Below are 16855 nucleotides of genomic sequence, written 5' to 3'. Positions count from 1 at the left end.
AATACTATTCAAAGTGCAAAATGTCAACTGTTATTCCAAAAAAAGTTAAAGTTCGAATATTGTTCTAATTATTTTAAAATTTCCGAAAATTTTGACAATACTGTTTTCTGCATTGGTGCTGCTTTTTCCCGCATCTCTCAGGAACACTCGGCTCGTCGTCCTTGCAAAAAAGCACGGCTGACTCACCGAGTTCCGTTAAAGTCAGCCGCACTTGATGCTTTTTATAATTTTCACACGTATCTGCTGTTCAAAATATTTTGCACGTACTATTCCATATTTCCGGGAAATTTTGGTATTCCGTCAAACCCAGCCTGCAGCTCTTCATCTGTCGGAATATAATCTGACATGTCGCCATTATTAAACTTCTCATATGCATACATGTCAAAATATCCTGTTCCAGTAAGACCGAACAGAATTGTTTTCTCCTCTCCCGTCTCCTTACATTTCATCGCCTCATCAATAGCTACCCGAATCGCATGACTGCTCTCCGGCGCCGGCAGGATTCCCTCTACTCTTGCGAACTGCTCTGCAGCTTCGAATACAGAAGTCTGTTCAACAGAACATGCTTCCATGTATCCGTCTGCGTAAAGCTGTGACAGCACAGAACTCATTCCGTGATATCTTAAACCTCCCGCATGATTTGCAGACGGTATGAATCCGCTTCCCAGAGTGTACATTTTTGCCAGCGGGCAAACCATTCCCGTGTCGCAGAAGTCATACGCATAAACTCCTCTTGTCAGGCTCGGGCAGGATGCCGGCTCCACTGCAATAAAGCGATAATCTGCTTCCCCGCGCAGTTTTTCTCCCATGAACGGCGAGATCAGACCGCCGAGGTTCGATCCGCCGCCTGCACAGCCGATAATGATATCCGGTTTGATTCCATATTTGTCCATTGCGATCTTGGTTTCTACACCGATTATAGACTGATGCAGGAGCACCTGATTCAGCACACTTCCGAGCACGTATCTGTATCCTTCCGTATGTGTAGCAACTTCTACGGCTTCAGAAATTGCACATCCGAGACTTCCTGTTGTTCCCGGATGCTCAGCAAGGATCTTCCTGCCAACTTCTGTAGTATCGGACGGGGACGGCGTCACGCTGGCACCATATGTTCTCATCACTTCACGGCGGAACGGCTTCTGCTCATAAGAACATTTTACCATATACACTTTACAGTCAAGATCAAGGTACGCACATGCCATCGATAATGCTGTTCCCCACTGACCTGCCCCTGTCTCTGTCGTAACACCTTTGAGTCCCTGTTCTTTTGCATAATAAGCCTGCGCAATAGCCGAGTTCAATTTATGGCTTCCCGATGTATTGTTACCCTCAAATTTATAATAGATCTTTGCCGGTGTCTGGAGTTTCTCTTCAAGGCAGTATGCCCTTACAAGCGGCGCCGGACGATACATCTTGTAGAAATCACGGATTTTCTGCGGGATCTCGATATAGCGGTTGTCGTTGTCCAGTTCCTGTCTGACCAGTTCCTCGCAGAATACAACGCCAAGTTCTTCTGCCGTCATCGGCTTTAATGTGGCCGGATTCAGAAGCGGCGCCGGCTTATTTTTCATATCAGCACGGACATTGTACCAATCTTTCGGCATCTCGCTCTCTTCAAGATAGATTTTGTACGGAATTTTCTTTTCGCTCATGATTCTTTCTCCTTTCCTTTCGCATGCCATGTTTTCACGGCATCTCGGGCTGTCCCCGATGCACTTCGGGACTTGAAGCCGCTGTAAATTTTATATACAACAAAAAAACTCCCGTCCCACACAATCAAAATATTGCAGGGACAAGAGTTATTATACGTTCAAACTCCTGCGGTGCCACCCGGCTTGATGTAAATACATCCACTCATTGCATACTGACATATGCTCCTTTTGGTAACGAAGTGTATTCTCCGTCTCTCCTACTCGCCTGTATAAAGGTCTGTCTTAGGTCGGTTTTCAGATTGCCCTCGGAAGTCCATTCGCTTCATGTTAGTCTGCTGCGATCCCACCTTCCGCAACTCTCTGTGAGATTTACAATGAAGTTACTTACTCTTCTTCAACGGTTTAAAATACTTTATCACGTTACAGGATAGATGTCAACCTTTTTCGATTAATATCTGTTATGTACTTTTTCTGCAAAGCACATGAAGTCTTTTAGTTCTATAAACCTTCCGTCATCCAGCACGGCGCGCCCGCGCATCTTCCCGAATACCTGATGCTGATCGGATGATACGATAAATGCCGACATACTCGCCGTACGGTCGAGCACCGGCTCAAATTCCATCTCAAACCGTCCATCACTAGATGTAAATTTCCACGGCTTCATGTAATTCTCTTCCGGTATATGAAATATAACATCATCCAGCTTATGTCCTTTTCCGTCATAGAACAGGATATTTTCAGTCGCCGCCGTGGTATCTCCAAACCCGTATCCGATATTAAAGCCGAACGGCCTTCCGCCTACCGTGCCGTTTCCCGAGCCCCAGTACCATGTATTGTCATACGTCCACACCCCTCTTCCCCAGTCAAGGGTGCCATAATCCTTTTCCGGGCTGAACCAGTATGTCACATTGTCAAAAGACATATATCCCTCCGCCGGCATACAATTTATCTTCTGGTTATAATAAAACGCCTTTTTTCCGCTCCACGGTGTTGCAATAACCATCGTGTCCATCTTCGGCTGATCCAGTGCGATCTCACAGTAAAATGGTTTTCCCTGATAAAAATCCTTGAAGTCACAGGAAATCATGCGCCGGTCCGAATCAACCCTATACTCCAGTCTGAGTCTTCTATCCTTATAAATAATATCTCCTTTTGAAGAAGACGCCGGCATCTTCATCTTCCCCATCGGGAACGGTGTCAGTATTGTCTCCGTATGTTCCCATCTCTCTTTGAAATTGAGCAGAGAAACTGACTGCAGTCCGATATATCCGTCATCAGAAAGCGTAAACGCCGCTGCATAATCTTCATTCATCACAAGATAGTAATCCCACTCTTTGATCCGGAAAGCCGGTGACTGTATCTTTTCCCTGTCGTACTGCCACACCTGCTGTCGTGCCCATCCAGGTTCCGCGATTTTACCCGCTCCGTCGAGAAGCGGCTGTTCTTTCGTAACTTCATGATTTCTCATAATTGTTACACCCCGTTTCCGGTGAAAGGCTGCTTTCACCTCTGTTTATATTTCCCCCGCTGCACAGAAATCCTTTATCGCCCGACAAATTTCCGCGCATAAAATCAAGTAAAGCCCGAATCCCAACCGGGACCGGGCTTCTGTACTTATTTTACTACGCTACTTTCTCTTTTGCAAGTGCTGCAAGTGTTGCAAATCCTTCTTTGTCATTTACTGCAAGCTCTGCCAGCATCTTTCTGTTCATGTCAACGTTTGCCAGCTTCAGGCCATGCATAAATTTGCTGTAGGACAGACCGTTCATTCTTGCCGCAGCATTGATACGTGCGATCCAGAGCTGTCTCATCTGACGTTTGCGCTGCTTTCTTCCTGCATATGCAGATGTAAGAGCTCTCATGACAGACTGCTTAGCCACTCTGTACTGTTTGGAACGTGCTCCTCTGTATCCTTTTGCCAGTTTCAGTGTTCTGTTATGTTTCTTCTTAGCGTTCATTCCGCCTTTGATTCTTGCCATTTCTTAATCCTCCTATATCAAATAACCAATTGATCCGTAACTTGTCACACGTACTATCACCGTACGGCTTACAGGTACGGCAGAACTTTCTTCATGTTCTTTACATTTGTTGCATCTGTGATAGTAGACTGTCTGAGATTTCTTTTTCTCTTTGTAGACTTCTTTGTTAAGATATGGCTCTTGTAAGCTTTATTCCTTTTCAGTTTTCCTGTACCTGTCATTTTGAAGCGCTTTGCTGCTGCTCTGTTTGTTTTGATTTTTGGCATGATAATTTCCTCCTTTATTGTGCTGCCTGCCGGATCTTCATCCCGGACATATCCATTTTAACGTTTTTCAGTTAAAACCATGCTCATTGCTCTTCCTTCCATCTTGGCCGGTTTCTCCACGACCGCAACGTCTGCAAGAGTCTCTGCAAAATCATCAAGAATATGTTTGCTCTGCTGAACATGCGCCATCTCTCTACCGCGGAAACGCAGTGTGACCTTCACCTTATTCCCTTTAGAGATAAACTTCTTTGCATTGTTTATCTTTGTATTCAGGTCATTGGTGTCAATATTCGGTGACAGACGGACCTCTTTGATCTCGACCGTCTTCTGCTTCTTTCTCGCCTCTTTTTCTTTCCTTGTCTGCTCATACTTGTACTTGCCGTAGTCAATAATCTTGCAGACCGGCGGTTTCGCTGTCGGCGCGATCTTCACCAGATCGAGTTCTGCTTCCTGTGCGATTTTAAAAGCCTCGCGGGCTGACATGATACCTAACTGCTCTCCATTCTCGCTGATCAGGCGTACTTCTCTGTCTCTGATCTGCTCGTTAATCATTAAATCGCTAATTGTCGTATACCTCCGTCACATGAATTCCTTCAGGTTTCCTATGCGAAAACACAAAAAAACGAGTGAATATCATATCCACCCGACAATCAATAAAACGTCCCCAAATCCGGAACCGCTGCATCAATATCAGACCAATAGTCACCCGATTGTGCTATGGTGAGAGTGGATACTCTACTTTGTTTTTTGCTTCACGCAGAGTTTAATTTATCACATTCACTCTGCTTTGTCAACTATCTTTCATATTTTTTCTTCTTTGATTTTGCAACCATTCTATTCTTTTTTCCGCACACTCTGTCCGAACGTGTTATAATACTGCTGTTCCATCTGTCCGACAGTTTTTCGTTTTCTGTCGAGTACGCGGAATAAAATAATGAAAGAGAGAAATATCTATGAGTTCCAGAAACATAATATCAGAAGATAAATTTAATAACAAGTGGGGATTCATCATCTCCTGTATCGGAAGCTCTGTCGGCATGGCCAATATATGGATGTTCCCTTACCGCATCGGCGAATTCGGCGGCGCAGCATTTTTGATCCCGTATATTATCTTTGTCCTGCTCATCGGGTTTACCGGCGTGATCGGTGAGATGGCATTCGGCCGCGCCATGCACTCCGGACCACTGGGAGCCTTCAAAAAAGCATTTGATATGAAAAATCCACGGCATGACTCAAAACTCGGCACTGTCATCGGTCTGATCCCGGTCATTGGTTCCCTCGGAATTGCCATCGGCTATAGTGTGATCATCGGCTGGATCTTGAAGTTCCTTGCTGATTCCATCACCGGCATCATCATCAACGACGACGATCCTGTACAGGTATTTACTGCACTTTCCCGGAATTTCGGCAGCATCCCGTGGCATCTGCTGGGTCTTGTACTCACCCTTATCTGTATGTCCTTTGGGATTGCACGCGGCATTGAAAAAGTAAACAAGATCATGATGCCCGCATTTTTCGTCCTCTTCCTATTTCTCGCTGTAAGAGTATCATTCCTTGATGGCGCTGCCGAAGGATATTCCTATCTGTTCAAACCGGACTGGTCAGCTATGGCGGATCCTCAGACCTGGGTATATGCAATGGGGCAGGCCTTCTTCTCCCTCTCTGTTGCCGGCAGCGGGACAGTTGTATACGGAAGTTATTTAAAATCAGACGTAGATATCGTCAGCAGTGCAAAGTACGTGTCCTTTTTTGACACACTTGCCGCACTCCTATCTGGACTTGTCATCATCCCGGCAGTCTTTGCATACGGCATGGAACCGAACTCAGGTCCGGGGCTTCTCTTCATCACAATACCGGCAGTAATCCGGAGCATCCCGTTCGGCCAACTGTTTGCCATTATATTTTTCCTGGCAGTACTCTTCGCCGGAGTAACTTCACTTGTAAACCTGCTGGAAAGCCCGGTAGAGGCACTGCAGTCCAGATTCGGATGGTCCAGGCGCTCTGCCCTGCTCCTCATCGGAGGCATCACTGCAGCAGCCGGACTATTTGTAGAAGGTGACCTCTTAAGTCCGTGGATGGATACCATCTCCATTTATGTCATTCCGCTTGGAGCGCTGCTCGCAGGCATCACTATGTTCTGGATCTGCGGAAAGACGTTCGCCCGTAATGCCGTACAGCTCGGCCGCAAACGCACACTCGGCCGCTGGTTCGAACCAATGACAAGATACGTGTTCTGCGGAGTTGCACTGATCGTGTATGTACTGGGGATTTTCTTCGGGGGCATAGGGTAAATTCCGGATTTATCTGACTGAGAAAGAGTCCGCCGGGAGGTATGCATTGTTAGCGCACACGTTTTCACTCGGTCGCGGCGTAACGGTACATAAGAGCGCAGAAGACGCGCTCTAAGTGCCGACGCCGCTCCAACGGTGCGTACACAATACATATCTCCCGGCTGCTTTCTTTCCCATCCCGAAAATCGAATTTCTTACGGAAGGAACAAAGCCGAAGCTTTTTCGACTACGATTCCTTTTCTACTGATTTTATAGCTTTCAATTTGTCGGAATGACCGGCTGGTATGGATAAAGCAGAAAACGGACGGAGATGAGGCATAGAAAGACACAAAAAAGATGACCGACGTGTGAGGAAGGCGACTTCGGAGTAATTCGATGAAAAAGTTAAGGCTCCGGAAGATGATGTTAAGCCTGAAAATGGAGTGTCTGAGTCGCAGACGAGTTTTCCATTTTCAGGCTTTGTTTTTAATCAGCTTTCGGAGTCTTTAATTTTTCCCGAATTACGAAGCGGAGCCTGAAGCACATGCCGGTCATCTTAAAAAAGTATTTCAGTGCCTCATCTCCATCTGTTTTCGGCCGTTATACTTATCAGCGTTCAATCCGATAAATCCGGAATTTTACACTTTCTTCATACATGTCACAGCCATTGCCCCTGGTCCTATATGACACGCAACGCTTAAGGACAGCGGCCCTTCCAGAATCTCATATCCCGGGAACCGGTCCATGATCTCCTGTTTCCATTCCTGAGCATCTTCTTTCGAACAGGTATATGCCATTCCCAGGACCATCTGATCCTTCACATCGGCAAACCGTCCATTCAGATCTTTCTCTATGGCATTTAACATTGTTTTCTTCGCAGCTTTCCATCCGCGCACTTTCGCAAATGCATCCAGTTTCTCCCCCTGAATCTGGAGAACCGGTTTTAAGTTCAACACAGTTCCGATTGCAGCAGCAGCCGGTGTGATCCTGCCGCCTTTCTTAAGATATTTCAGAGTATCCACCGTGATATAAATGCTGGACTGAAACTTTTCGCGCTCCAGCACTTCTTTTATCTCTGATGCCGATCTTCCGAGATTACGAAGGTGAATCGCATCGTACACAGACTGTTCCTGTGTAACCGAGATTCTCTGGTTATTAACAACCTGTACCCTGCCGTTATACTCCGCAGCAATCGAGGTTGCTGTGGCGCAGGTACTGCTCAGCCCGCTCGACATAGGAATACAGACGATTTCATCGTATTCTTTAAGAATTTTCTCCCACAGTTCCATTACATTTCCCGGAGAGGGCTGCGAAGTAGAAATATCCGAATCAGCTCCCAGCTTTTCATAGAACTGCTCCTGTGTCAGTGTAATGTCTTCATAATAAATCTTTTCATCGATAAAAAACGGCATGGGAAGCACATAGATTCCCAGTTCTTTTCCTCTGTCCTGTGTGATTCCGCTGTTACTGTCAGTAACGATAGCAACTTTACTCATTTCTTCTCTCCTGATTCTGAATGCTCTTTCTGAATACTGTTTTTCAATCTGTTCTGTAAAACTAATTCTTAAAGCTGTGGATCGGAGCCGGTATACGTCCTTTCCTGTTGATAAAGGTATCGCATCCGAACTCGTTGACCGGCATGATCGGTGCATAGCCGAGAAGACCGCCGAACTGCGCCGTATCGCCCACATCTTTTCCGATCACCGGGATCAGACGTACTGCTGTCGTCTTCTGATTGACCATGCCGATCGCCATCTCATCTGCTATGATTCCTGAAATCGTGCTCGCAGAAGTCTTCCCCGGAATTGCGATCATATCAAGGCCTACCGAGCAGACACAGGTCATAGCCTCCAGTTTCTCCAGTGTCAGGGATCCGGCATGGACCGCATCGATCATCCCCTGATCTTCGCTGACCGGGATAAATGCACCGCTTAAGCCGCCCACATAGGAGGACGCCATCACACCGCCCTTTTTCACCTGATCATTGAGAAGAGCCAGAGCCGCTGTTGTTCCGGGCGCACCCACCCGCTCAAGTCCGATCTCTTCAAGGATCTCAGCCACGCTGTCGCCCACATCCGGCGTAGGTGCAAGAGAGAGATCCACGATTCCGAACGGAACGCCCAGACGCTCCGATGCCTCACCGGCCACAAGCTGACCTACGCGGGTCACTTTAAAAGCCGTCTTCTTAATCGTCTCGCAGAGTTCCTCAAATCCTTTGCCGCGCACTTTCTCCAGAGCTTTCTTCACTACTCCGGGACCGCTGACACCTACATTGATCACAGCGTCCGCCTCTGTAACGCCGAGGAACGCTCCCGCCATAAACGGGTTGTCGTCCGGGGCGTTGCAGAAAATAACCAGTTTGGCGCATCCCAGAGAATCCTTTTCTTTCGTAGCCTCTGCCGTAGCCTTTACGATTTCGCCGCTCAGACGCACGGCATCCATATTGATGCCGGTCTTCGTAGATCCCACATTGACCGAACTGCAGATGCGTTCAGTCACTGAAAGCGCCTGCGGAATCGACCGTATCAGATTCTCGTCACTCTTTGTCATTGCTTTCGAAACAAGTGCAGAATACCCGCCAATAAAATTAACGCCTACCACTTCTGCCGCCCGGTCCAGTGTCTTTGCAATCTCAACAAAATCTTCCGGCGTTTTGCACGCCGCCCCGCCTACCAGAGCGATCGGAGTGACAGAAATCCTCTTGTTTACGATCGGGATTCCAAATTCCTTTTCGATATCCTGACCGACGGAGACAAGATCCTTTGCAGTCGTCGTGATCTTTTCATATATCTTTCGGTTCAGTTCATTCAAGTCAGAGTCAATGCAGTCCAGAAGGCTGATTCCGAGAGTGATCGTCCTCACGTCCAGATTCTCGCTCTCGATCATCTTATTGGTCTCTGACACTTCATACATATTAATCATACAGCATTATCCTCGCCTTCTACAGTCTGTGCATTTTTTCAAATATCTCTTCTCTCTGGCAGTGGATTCTCACGCCGATCTCTTCACCGAGCTTTACCATCTCATCACAGATCACTGTAAAATCCTTGTCGAGCTCTGTCACATCAGCAATCACCATCATATTAAAATATCCCTGGATGATCGTCTGTGAAATATCCAAGATATTGATCCTGTTCTCTGCAAGATAAGTACACACCTTTGCAACAATTCCGACTGTGTCTTTCCCGAGCACTGTCACTATACATTTCTTCATTTTAAGCTCTCCTCCCTGATTATACCATTATGATATCCGAAACAGTATCACGGCTGGCGACAAACATATCCAAATCCTCTCCCCGGTAATCGTTGTCAGCAAGCGTGACTTCCAGTTTCACCGTCTCATATGCCAGTTTTGCATAATTGTTCTCTTTGCTCAGATGTCCAAGGACGATATGTTTCAGATTATCATGTAGTATATCACAAAGCAGACGCCCTGACAATTCATTTGAGAGATGACCTTTATCCCCTAAAATGCGCTGTTTTAAGTAGTACGGATAGCCCCCGACCTCCAGCATATGTATATCATGGTTTGCTTCCAGGAGCACCGCATCCAGATTCTTCAGATGCTCTACCGTATACGCATCATATTTTCCCAGATCTGTTGCTACTGCCACAGATTTTCCGCCGCATTCCAGACGGTATCCTGCCGGCTCCTTAGCATCATGGGATATAGCAAAAGGATTGACCGTGACATCCCCGAGCGCGAACGGCTCGTCTGTGTGAATCGGACGGAGCAGCCCCTCAGGCATACGCCCCAGCCCCGAATAGCTTAAAATCCCCTCTATGGTTCCCGGTGTTGCATAGACCGGGATCTCATATTTTCTGCTGAACACACCCAGGCCTTGTATATGGTCTGAATGTTCATGAGTGATAAGGATACCGTCAAGCTCGTCCCCTCTGATCTCCAGTTTCTTTAGTCCTTCCTCTATTCTCTTCTTGCTGATCCCTGTATCGACGAGAAGATGTGTGTCATCACTTCCCACATAGATACAGTTGCCGCTGCTTCCGCTGGCAATGCTGCACATTCTCATAGCTGCAAATTATCTCCTATCTGTTTCTTTGTATCTTCAAAATCTCCGCTGTTGTCAATCACTACGCTGCAGACCGAACGGAACCGTTCCTCCTCCGGCTGTGAGGCAATCATCTGAGATATCTTATTGTCCGTATATCCCCGCGCCGCTTTCAGCCGGTCTCTGCGAACATTTTCATCGGCATAAATATACCATATCTCGTCGCACAACTCTTTTCCAACATCCGGCAGGAGCGCCGCCTCCACTACATACAGACGCACTCCCTCAGCAGCCTTTTTGCGAATATCAAAATCCACCTCCCGGATTACTTCCGGATGAACGATCCCGTTCAGCTGTCTTAACTTTTCTGCACTGGCGAATACAATGCTCCCCAGAGCCGCACGGTCCAGTTCCCCCCGGCTGTCAAGTATTTCCGGGCCGAACACCTCCACGATCCGTTCGAAGCACCGGGTTCCTTTTCTCTGCAGATTTCTCGCCGTTTCGTCCATCTGGCAGACAAATGCACCGTACGCTTCTTCCAGATACTCAAGCACCATGCTCTTGCCGGATCCTACTCCGCCCGTGATACCGAGAACCTCCATTCCTCTCACCCTTTCCGCTTTATACACCCGGTCCGCGGCACTTCTGTCTGTGTCACACTTCCCGATTTTATTTTGCCTCATACCAGTTCTTCCCGGTATGCATATCCGCGATCAACGGAACGGAAAGATCTGCCGCATGTTCCATTTTATCCTTCAGGATCTCTTTTACTTCTTCGACCTCATTTTCATCCGCCTCGATCAGAAGTTCATCGTGCACCTGAAGGATCAGTCTGGACTTCATATTTCTCTTTCTGAGCTCCTCGTCCACGCCGATCATTGCAATCTTGATAATATCTGCCGCTGTCCCCTGGATCGGAGCGTTCATAGCAACTCTCTCTCCAAAGCTGCGCTGCATAAAATTACTGGACTTAAGCTCCGGCACCGGTCTTCTTCTGCCAAAGAGAGTCACGGCATATCCGTTTTCCTTTGCATGGGCTACCGAATCATCCAAAAATTTCTTAATTCCCGGATATGTCTCAAAGTAGTGCTCGATATACTGGGCTGCCTCTTTTCTCGTGATACTTAAGTCCTGGCTCAGTCCGAACGAACTGATTCCGTACACGATCCCGAAATTGACCGCCTTGGCGTTACGCCGCTGCAGATCCGTCACTTCATCAAATGGCGTGTGGAATACCTGGGACGCTGTCATCCTGTGGATATCCCTCGCATCTCTATAAGCCTGAATGAGCTGTTCATCCCCGGAGCAGTGGGCCAGGATCCGCAGTTCGATCTGGGAATAATCTGCATCTACAAACACACAGCCCTCCTTTGGCACAAATACTTTCCGTATCAGGCGGCCGAGCTCCATCCGGACAGGTATATTCTGAAGATTCGGCTCTGTACTGCTAAGCCGCCCTGTAGCTGTGACCGTCTGGTTAAATTTCCCGTGTATACGCCCGTCTGCCCCGATAAAGACCGCCAGACCGTCTGCATATGTTGATTTCAGTTTCGTGAGCTGTCTGTACTCCAGTATCTTCGCTACGATCGGATAATCAGGTGCAAGCTTGTCAAGCACATCTGCCGCTGTCGAATACCCGGTCTTCGTCTTCTTCGCATGGGGCATCCCCAGCTTCTCAAACAGGATAACACCGAGCTGCTTCGGTGAATTGATGTTGAACTCTTCGCCTGCAAGGTCATAAATCTCTTTCTCAAGTTCCACGATCCTTGTTCCGAGCTGATCGCCATATGCTTTCAGCTCCTCTGCCTCCACCTGCACTCCCGCCTGTTCCATATTATATAAGGTAAATACAAGCGGCATCTCAACCTCGCGGAAGAGACGGTCCATTCCTGTTTCCTGAAGTTTTTTCTCAAGGAGAGGCGCCGCTGCATATGCAGTATATGCCTCATAACAGGATTTTGCCGTATCGTCCAGCTTCTCATCGATCAGAAGGCCGAGCTGTTCTCTTGCCACATCCTCATAGTTATAATCACTTTTCAGCGGATTGAGCAGATATGCCGCCACGATCACGTCAAAGCTGCTGCCGCTGTCTGCTTCCGGAAGATATGCCAGAAACTCTTTCAGTCCGCACATGGAAAAGCACTTCACTTTTCCCGCCAGGCACGACAGACGCTCTGTCAGTTTCCCGAAATCCATATCCATATCGCAGGGAATCGACACGATCTTATCCTTGCCCCATGCCAGAGAGATTCTTCCATATCCCGACGGGTGCGCGAAAAGCGGCAGTACATTTCCCGGATCTCTGGAAAATGCAGCTCCCACACACTCCGCCTGCTCTGCTTCAGCAAACACGGCGTCTATTTCCTGTTTATCCGTCACTTCCCTGAATGAGTCTTCCACATCATTAGATACGGTATCTACATCAAAACGGCTGAGCATATTTTTAAACTGGAGCTTCTGGAACATCTCATGGGCAGCGCTTGTATACGGATTCCCGTGGCGCGCCTTCTCCAGATCAAAATCAATGTCCGCATGGATATCGATCGTCGCCAGTACCTTGCTCATCTTCGCCTGTTCCCAGTATTCCTTCAAATTTTTGCTTGCTCGCGGGGGCTTGAGCTCGTCCGCATGCTCGTATGCATTTTCAATTGTTTTATACTGCTGTATAATCTTCGTGGCAGTCTTCTCTCCCACACCCGGTACTCCCGGTATATTATCGGAAGCGTCTCCCATCAGAGCTTTTACATCGATAAACTCTTTTGGTGTAACACCATAGTGCTCCTCCACGTCAGAAGCATTATAATCTTCTACCTCGGTCCTTCCCTGCTTCGTCTTCGGTATCCGGATCTTCACATGTTCCGTCGCAAGCTGAAGCGTATCCCGGTCTCCGGAAATGATGGACACGTCCATCCCTTTCTCCTCGCACAGATGCGAGATCGTACCGAGCAGGTCATCCGCCTCAAGTCCTTCCTTCTCTATGATCTCGATGTCCATCGCTTTGAGCACTTCCTTGATCACAGGAACCTGCTGCCGCAGCTCCTCCGCCATCGGTTTGCGCGTTCCTTTATAATCTGCGTACATCTTATGCCGGAAAGTGGGCGCGTGTACATCAAAAGTCACGGTCAGATACTCCGGCTTCTCTTCATCCAGTATCTTGAACATGATATTTAAAAATCCGTAGACAGCATTCGTGTGGAGCCCCTCGGAATTCGTAAGGTCCGGCACCCCGTAAAATGCCCGGTTCAGTATGCTGTGTCCGTCTATCAGTACGATTTTATCTCTCATCAGATCCGCCTCCGTCTGTGATTCGGCAGGGTATCAGCCTAAGCTTCCCATAGCCATTAATCCAGTATACACTATAAATCTTCTTTTTTAAAGGCTGTTTTTGTGGTATCATGGGAGACACAGTTGTTACTTTGTGAACATTCAATACCCAGCAAAAGGAGAATATAAGAATGGACAGTATCATTTTTGATGTAGACGGCACCATATGGGATTCCACGCAATCTGTAGCCGACTCATGGAATAAAGCAATCCGTGAACATTCCGATCTGGATCTTACTCTCGATCCCGTGTCTCTAAGCAGAGTATTCGGCAAAACAATGACGGAAATTGCCGATGCGCTCTTTCCGGCATTAGACACAGAAGCGAGAATGAAGCTTCTCGACGCATGCTACGCTGAAGAGAACCGTTACCTGGAAGATCACCCCGGTCTCCTCTATGACGGAGTCGCCGGGACAATCCGCAATCTTTCACTGAGGTATCCTCTCTATATCGTCAGCAACTGCCAGTGCGGATACATCGAAGTCATGCTTAAGACAAGCGGGCTGGCTCCTTACATCAAAGATCACCTTTGCTTCGGTGAGACCCTTCGGCCGAAAGGAGAGACGATCCGCATGCTGATGGAGAAAAACGGTCTGAAATCTCCAGTCTATGTTGGCGATACTCAAGGTGATGCGGACGCCTGCAAGACAGCCGGAATCCCATTTATCTTTGCAGAATACGGTTTCGGTGACGTACCCGATGCCGCAACACGCATCCAGAGATTTTCCGATCTTGAAAAGATATGCTTGTAACAATCGTCCGCAATAATATTATGAAAGGACCAGAACCACAATTTTCATGAGGTTCCGGTCCTTTTATGTATCACTTATCTATTTTTCATATAATCCGCCGTCTATCGCGGCGTCAGTCTGTTATCTGTTTCTATCTCACAGCTCTCTTCTTAAAGATCGCTGCCGCTCCCAATACGATCGCCATTCCCATCAGGGCGATCCATATACCCGGTTCTGCCGTATCCCCGGTCTGTGGAGCCTTGTTTTCTATACTTCTGCTTGAGTTGGCATCGTCCAGTGCTATGACATACGGGGAAAATCCTTTTACACTGATCGTGACCTGCCCATTTTCCACTGCTGCCTTATACGTTTCATAACTTCCGTCGTCCGCGTAATGCAGAATGATCACGTTTCTGCCATTATACTCTGTACCGACCCGGAAAGTGAGCTGTGCCTCTCCCTCGAGAGTTCCTGTCAATGTAATATCATATACCCCAAGGACCACTTTGCCCTTCACCGGATCCGCAGTTACATATGTTGCGTATTGATCCGTATTCGGTTCAACAGCCTGTACATTTAATGCAGCGTCTTCTGAAAACCTGCCGCTCACACTGACCCCATGGTCTATGTCTGCCAGTTGTCTGTCTGCCGGTGTATCAGCAGGCTTCTTATCTGCTCCAGAGTTACTGCTCTCATCGGACGGGGTGTCTGTGTCGACCGGTTTATTTGTATCAATCGGCTCATTCGTATCTGCCGGATCGTTCGCGTCTGATGGCTCGTTCGCGTCCGTCGGATCTTCTGCTTCTGATCCATTTTCCTCATCAACACCGCCGTCTGTTTCGGAGTCGTTTTCCTCTTCGGACGGGGTGCCTGTATCTGACGGCTCATTCGTGTCTGTCGGATCGTTCGTATCTGACGGCTCATTCGTGTCTGTCGGATCGTTCGTATCTGATGGCTCATTCGCGTCTGTCGGATCGTTCGTATCTGATGGCTCATTCGCGTCCGTCGGATTTTCTGTCTCTGACCCGTTTCCCGTATCAACACTGCTATCTGCTTCAGAGTCGCTATCCTCTTCGGACGGGTCGTCTGTATCAGAATCGTTGTCCGCAGCGGATGAGTCATTTGCATCATCCGTTCCTCCTGCATCTGATGGCGGCATATTGTCCTCAGACGGTGTATCTGTATTATCTTCTGAGCTCTCGTTGCCGCTGCCGGAGCTTATACCGAGATAATCGTGGCTGCCGCCTGCAGCATCCAGCTCCCATGCAATTGCTGCCGCTTTTTCACCCCAATACGGATCAGATGCATAACTTACGTTGATGCCTTCGCCCTTGTTTCCTAAAAGTTCACCATGATTTCTCCAGTCACTCGAACTCAGGTAACCGTCTGCCATCCACTCAGACATGAATTCACGTATACAATCCTCTACGCTTGCAAAATAATTTGCGCTCTGTCCCGGGGAGGTATCTACCGCATTCAACCCGAACAGATTATTCTTGTCCATGCAGATCGAGCTTGTCCCCCAGGCGCTTTCGTTTACTGCAATCCCCAGAGAGAGAAGAGCATTAACACTGTACTTATTCTGATACTTGACAAATAGAGTACCTGTGCCAAGAAGTTTGGAACTGGAGGAAGAAATTTTTGAACTCAGAATACTGTCCAGCTCATCCCCGCTGTAGTTCGTGGAACTGTTCATATCAAGAAACTGAAAATAGTTATAAAACGCATTTCCACAGTTTACGGCAGAAGCTCCGTTTGACCCGCTCTGATAATCGTTCAGCATGGTCTTATAATCCTCATAAAAATAGTGCCCGTCATAGCTGAAATACTTGACTCCCTCACTCAGATAAGACGGAGCCGGTCCGTTATTGATCGATGAACTCGGACCTTCATTCAGATTGTATGAGATATAATGGATCAGTTGTCCTCCTGAAACCTCATAATAACTGACATTATCTGCCACACTGCTGTAATCAACCACTTCAACTTCAGATTTTTTTACTGTTCCGGTCACGCCCGCCAGCATAAAGCGGATATCCCCGCTGCCGTCAGTTCCAAGATATGCCGCATCGGCGCCGTAATCACCGTTCGTATATCCGCTCCCCCCTGAATAGGTAAAATCTGTCGTAGCATTACTTTTCGTATTGAAGTTCACAACCTTCATACTTACTGCAGCCGAACGTGCAGAAAATAAAGAAATACCGCTTTCCGCGTCTGTTCCCTCTTCACTGCCGTCTTCCGCAGCACTCTCGCCGACCGTTCCGTCGGAATCACCGACTTCATAAATATTGCCGTTTTCATCCATAGCGGTGACAGTCTCAAGACGCTGACCGTTCTCATCCTGAAGATCTGTTTGTGCGGCACTCTCCCCCGTTTCTCCTGCCGCATAGCTTTCCATGCCGGGTAATGCGGTCAGAATCAGCGACATGAAAAGCGCACATATCAGTAATTTACTTTTTCTCATCTTTTATGTATACTTCCCTCCTTGCACCTTACTAATTATTTATGAATATAGATACTGATACAAATTCAGCTTAACACTGTTTTTTATCCGATGCAAGCTAATTTTATCCTTTATCACATACTTGTATACAATATTGGAAATGTATGGAAATTATGATAT

The 16855-nt window shown here is 47.5% G+C and carries 14 protein-coding genes; 2 read left to right on the top strand and 12 right to left on the bottom strand.

Going from position 1 to position 16855, the window contains the following annotated elements:
• Positions 1-266: 266 nt before the first annotated feature.
• From FNY66_RS12155 to infC, 5 genes are all read right to left on the bottom strand, one after another.
• Complete coding sequence (locus tag FNY66_RS12155) at positions 267-1652, bottom strand: TrpB-like pyridoxal phosphate-dependent enzyme (protein WP_087151891.1); 1386 nt, start codon at positions 1650-1652, stop codon at positions 267-269.
• Positions 1653-2100: 448 nt separating this feature from the next.
• Positions 2101-3120: a DUF2804 domain-containing protein gene (locus FNY66_RS12150; protein WP_150311311.1), complete on the bottom strand. Its 1020-nt coding sequence runs from the start codon at positions 3118-3120 to the stop codon at positions 2101-2103.
• 154 nt (positions 3121-3274) lie between these two features.
• Positions 3275-3631 carry a 50S ribosomal protein L20 gene (gene rplT, locus FNY66_RS12145; RefSeq protein ID WP_087151889.1) on the bottom strand — a complete coding sequence of 119 codons (357 nt, stop codon included), beginning with the start codon at positions 3629-3631 and terminating at the stop codon, positions 3275-3277.
• A 68-nt stretch (positions 3632-3699) separates the two neighbouring features.
• On the bottom strand, positions 3700-3897 hold the full coding sequence (gene rpmI, locus FNY66_RS12140; protein WP_087151888.1) for a 50S ribosomal protein L35: 198 nt from the start codon (positions 3895-3897) through the stop codon (positions 3700-3702).
• 57 nt (positions 3898-3954) lie between these two features.
• Positions 3955-4449: a translation initiation factor IF-3 gene (gene infC / locus FNY66_RS12135; protein ID WP_087151887.1), complete on the bottom strand. Its 495-nt coding sequence runs from the start codon at positions 4447-4449 to the stop codon at positions 3955-3957.
• Between the two features lie 401 nt (positions 4450-4850).
• On the opposite strand from infC, the gene FNY66_RS12130 reads away from it, so the two are divergent.
• The gene (locus FNY66_RS12130) at positions 4851-6188 is read left to right on the top strand and encodes a sodium-dependent transporter (protein WP_150311310.1); all 1338 of its coding nucleotides are present in this window, start codon (positions 4851-4853) and stop codon (positions 6186-6188) included.
• Positions 6189-6805: 617 nt separating this feature from the next.
• Here the strand turns inward: FNY66_RS12130 and FNY66_RS12125 are convergent.
• The 6 genes from FNY66_RS12125 to polA all read right to left on the bottom strand — a co-directional run bounded on the left by FNY66_RS12125 (position 6806) and on the right by polA (position 13462).
• Positions 6806-7663 carry a DegV family protein gene (locus FNY66_RS12125; RefSeq protein WP_087152067.1) on the bottom strand — a complete coding sequence of 286 codons (858 nt, stop codon included), beginning with the start codon at positions 7661-7663 and terminating at the stop codon, positions 6806-6808.
• A gap of 61 nt (positions 7664-7724) precedes the next feature.
• The gene (locus FNY66_RS12120) at positions 7725-9089 is read right to left on the bottom strand and encodes a PFL family protein (protein WP_087152066.1); all 1365 of its coding nucleotides are present in this window, start codon (positions 9087-9089) and stop codon (positions 7725-7727) included.
• Between the two features lie 19 nt (positions 9090-9108).
• Positions 9109-9381: an ACT domain-containing protein gene (locus FNY66_RS12115; RefSeq protein ID WP_087152065.1), complete on the bottom strand. Its 273-nt coding sequence runs from the start codon at positions 9379-9381 to the stop codon at positions 9109-9111.
• 19 nt (positions 9382-9400) lie between these two features.
• A complete protein-coding gene (locus FNY66_RS12110; protein WP_150311309.1) occupies positions 9401-10198 on the bottom strand; it encodes an MBL fold metallo-hydrolase in 798 nt (265 codons plus the stop codon).
• A complete protein-coding gene (gene coaE / locus FNY66_RS12105; protein WP_087152068.1) occupies positions 10195-10779 on the bottom strand; it encodes a dephospho-CoA kinase in 585 nt (194 codons plus the stop codon). The genes FNY66_RS12110 and coaE overlap by 4 nt, the downstream gene beginning before the upstream one ends.
• Positions 10780-10846: 67 nt before the next feature.
• The gene (gene polA, locus FNY66_RS12100) at positions 10847-13462 is read right to left on the bottom strand and encodes a DNA polymerase I (protein ID WP_150311308.1); all 2616 of its coding nucleotides are present in this window, start codon (positions 13460-13462) and stop codon (positions 10847-10849) included.
• Between the two features lie 170 nt (positions 13463-13632).
• Between polA and FNY66_RS12095 the strand changes: the two genes are divergently transcribed.
• Entirely contained in the window at positions 13633-14253 is a 621-nt protein-coding gene (locus FNY66_RS12095; RefSeq protein WP_150311307.1) for an HAD family hydrolase, read from the top strand.
• 130 nt (positions 14254-14383) lie between these two features.
• Here FNY66_RS12095 and FNY66_RS12090 read toward each other — a convergent pair whose 3' ends face one another.
• Positions 14384-16696, bottom strand: a complete 2313-nt coding sequence (locus FNY66_RS12090; protein ID WP_150311306.1) for a glucosaminidase domain-containing protein — start codon at positions 16694-16696, stop codon at positions 14384-14386.
• Between the last annotated feature and the right edge of the window lie 159 nt (positions 16697-16855).

The organism is Mediterraneibacter catenae (assembly GCF_008691045.1).
Lineage (GTDB): Bacteria > Bacillota > Clostridia > Lachnospirales > Lachnospiraceae > Mediterraneibacter > Mediterraneibacter ornithocaccae.
The sequence above is the reverse complement of the archived record's forward strand: the minus strand, read 5'-3'. Positions and strand labels throughout refer to the sequence as shown.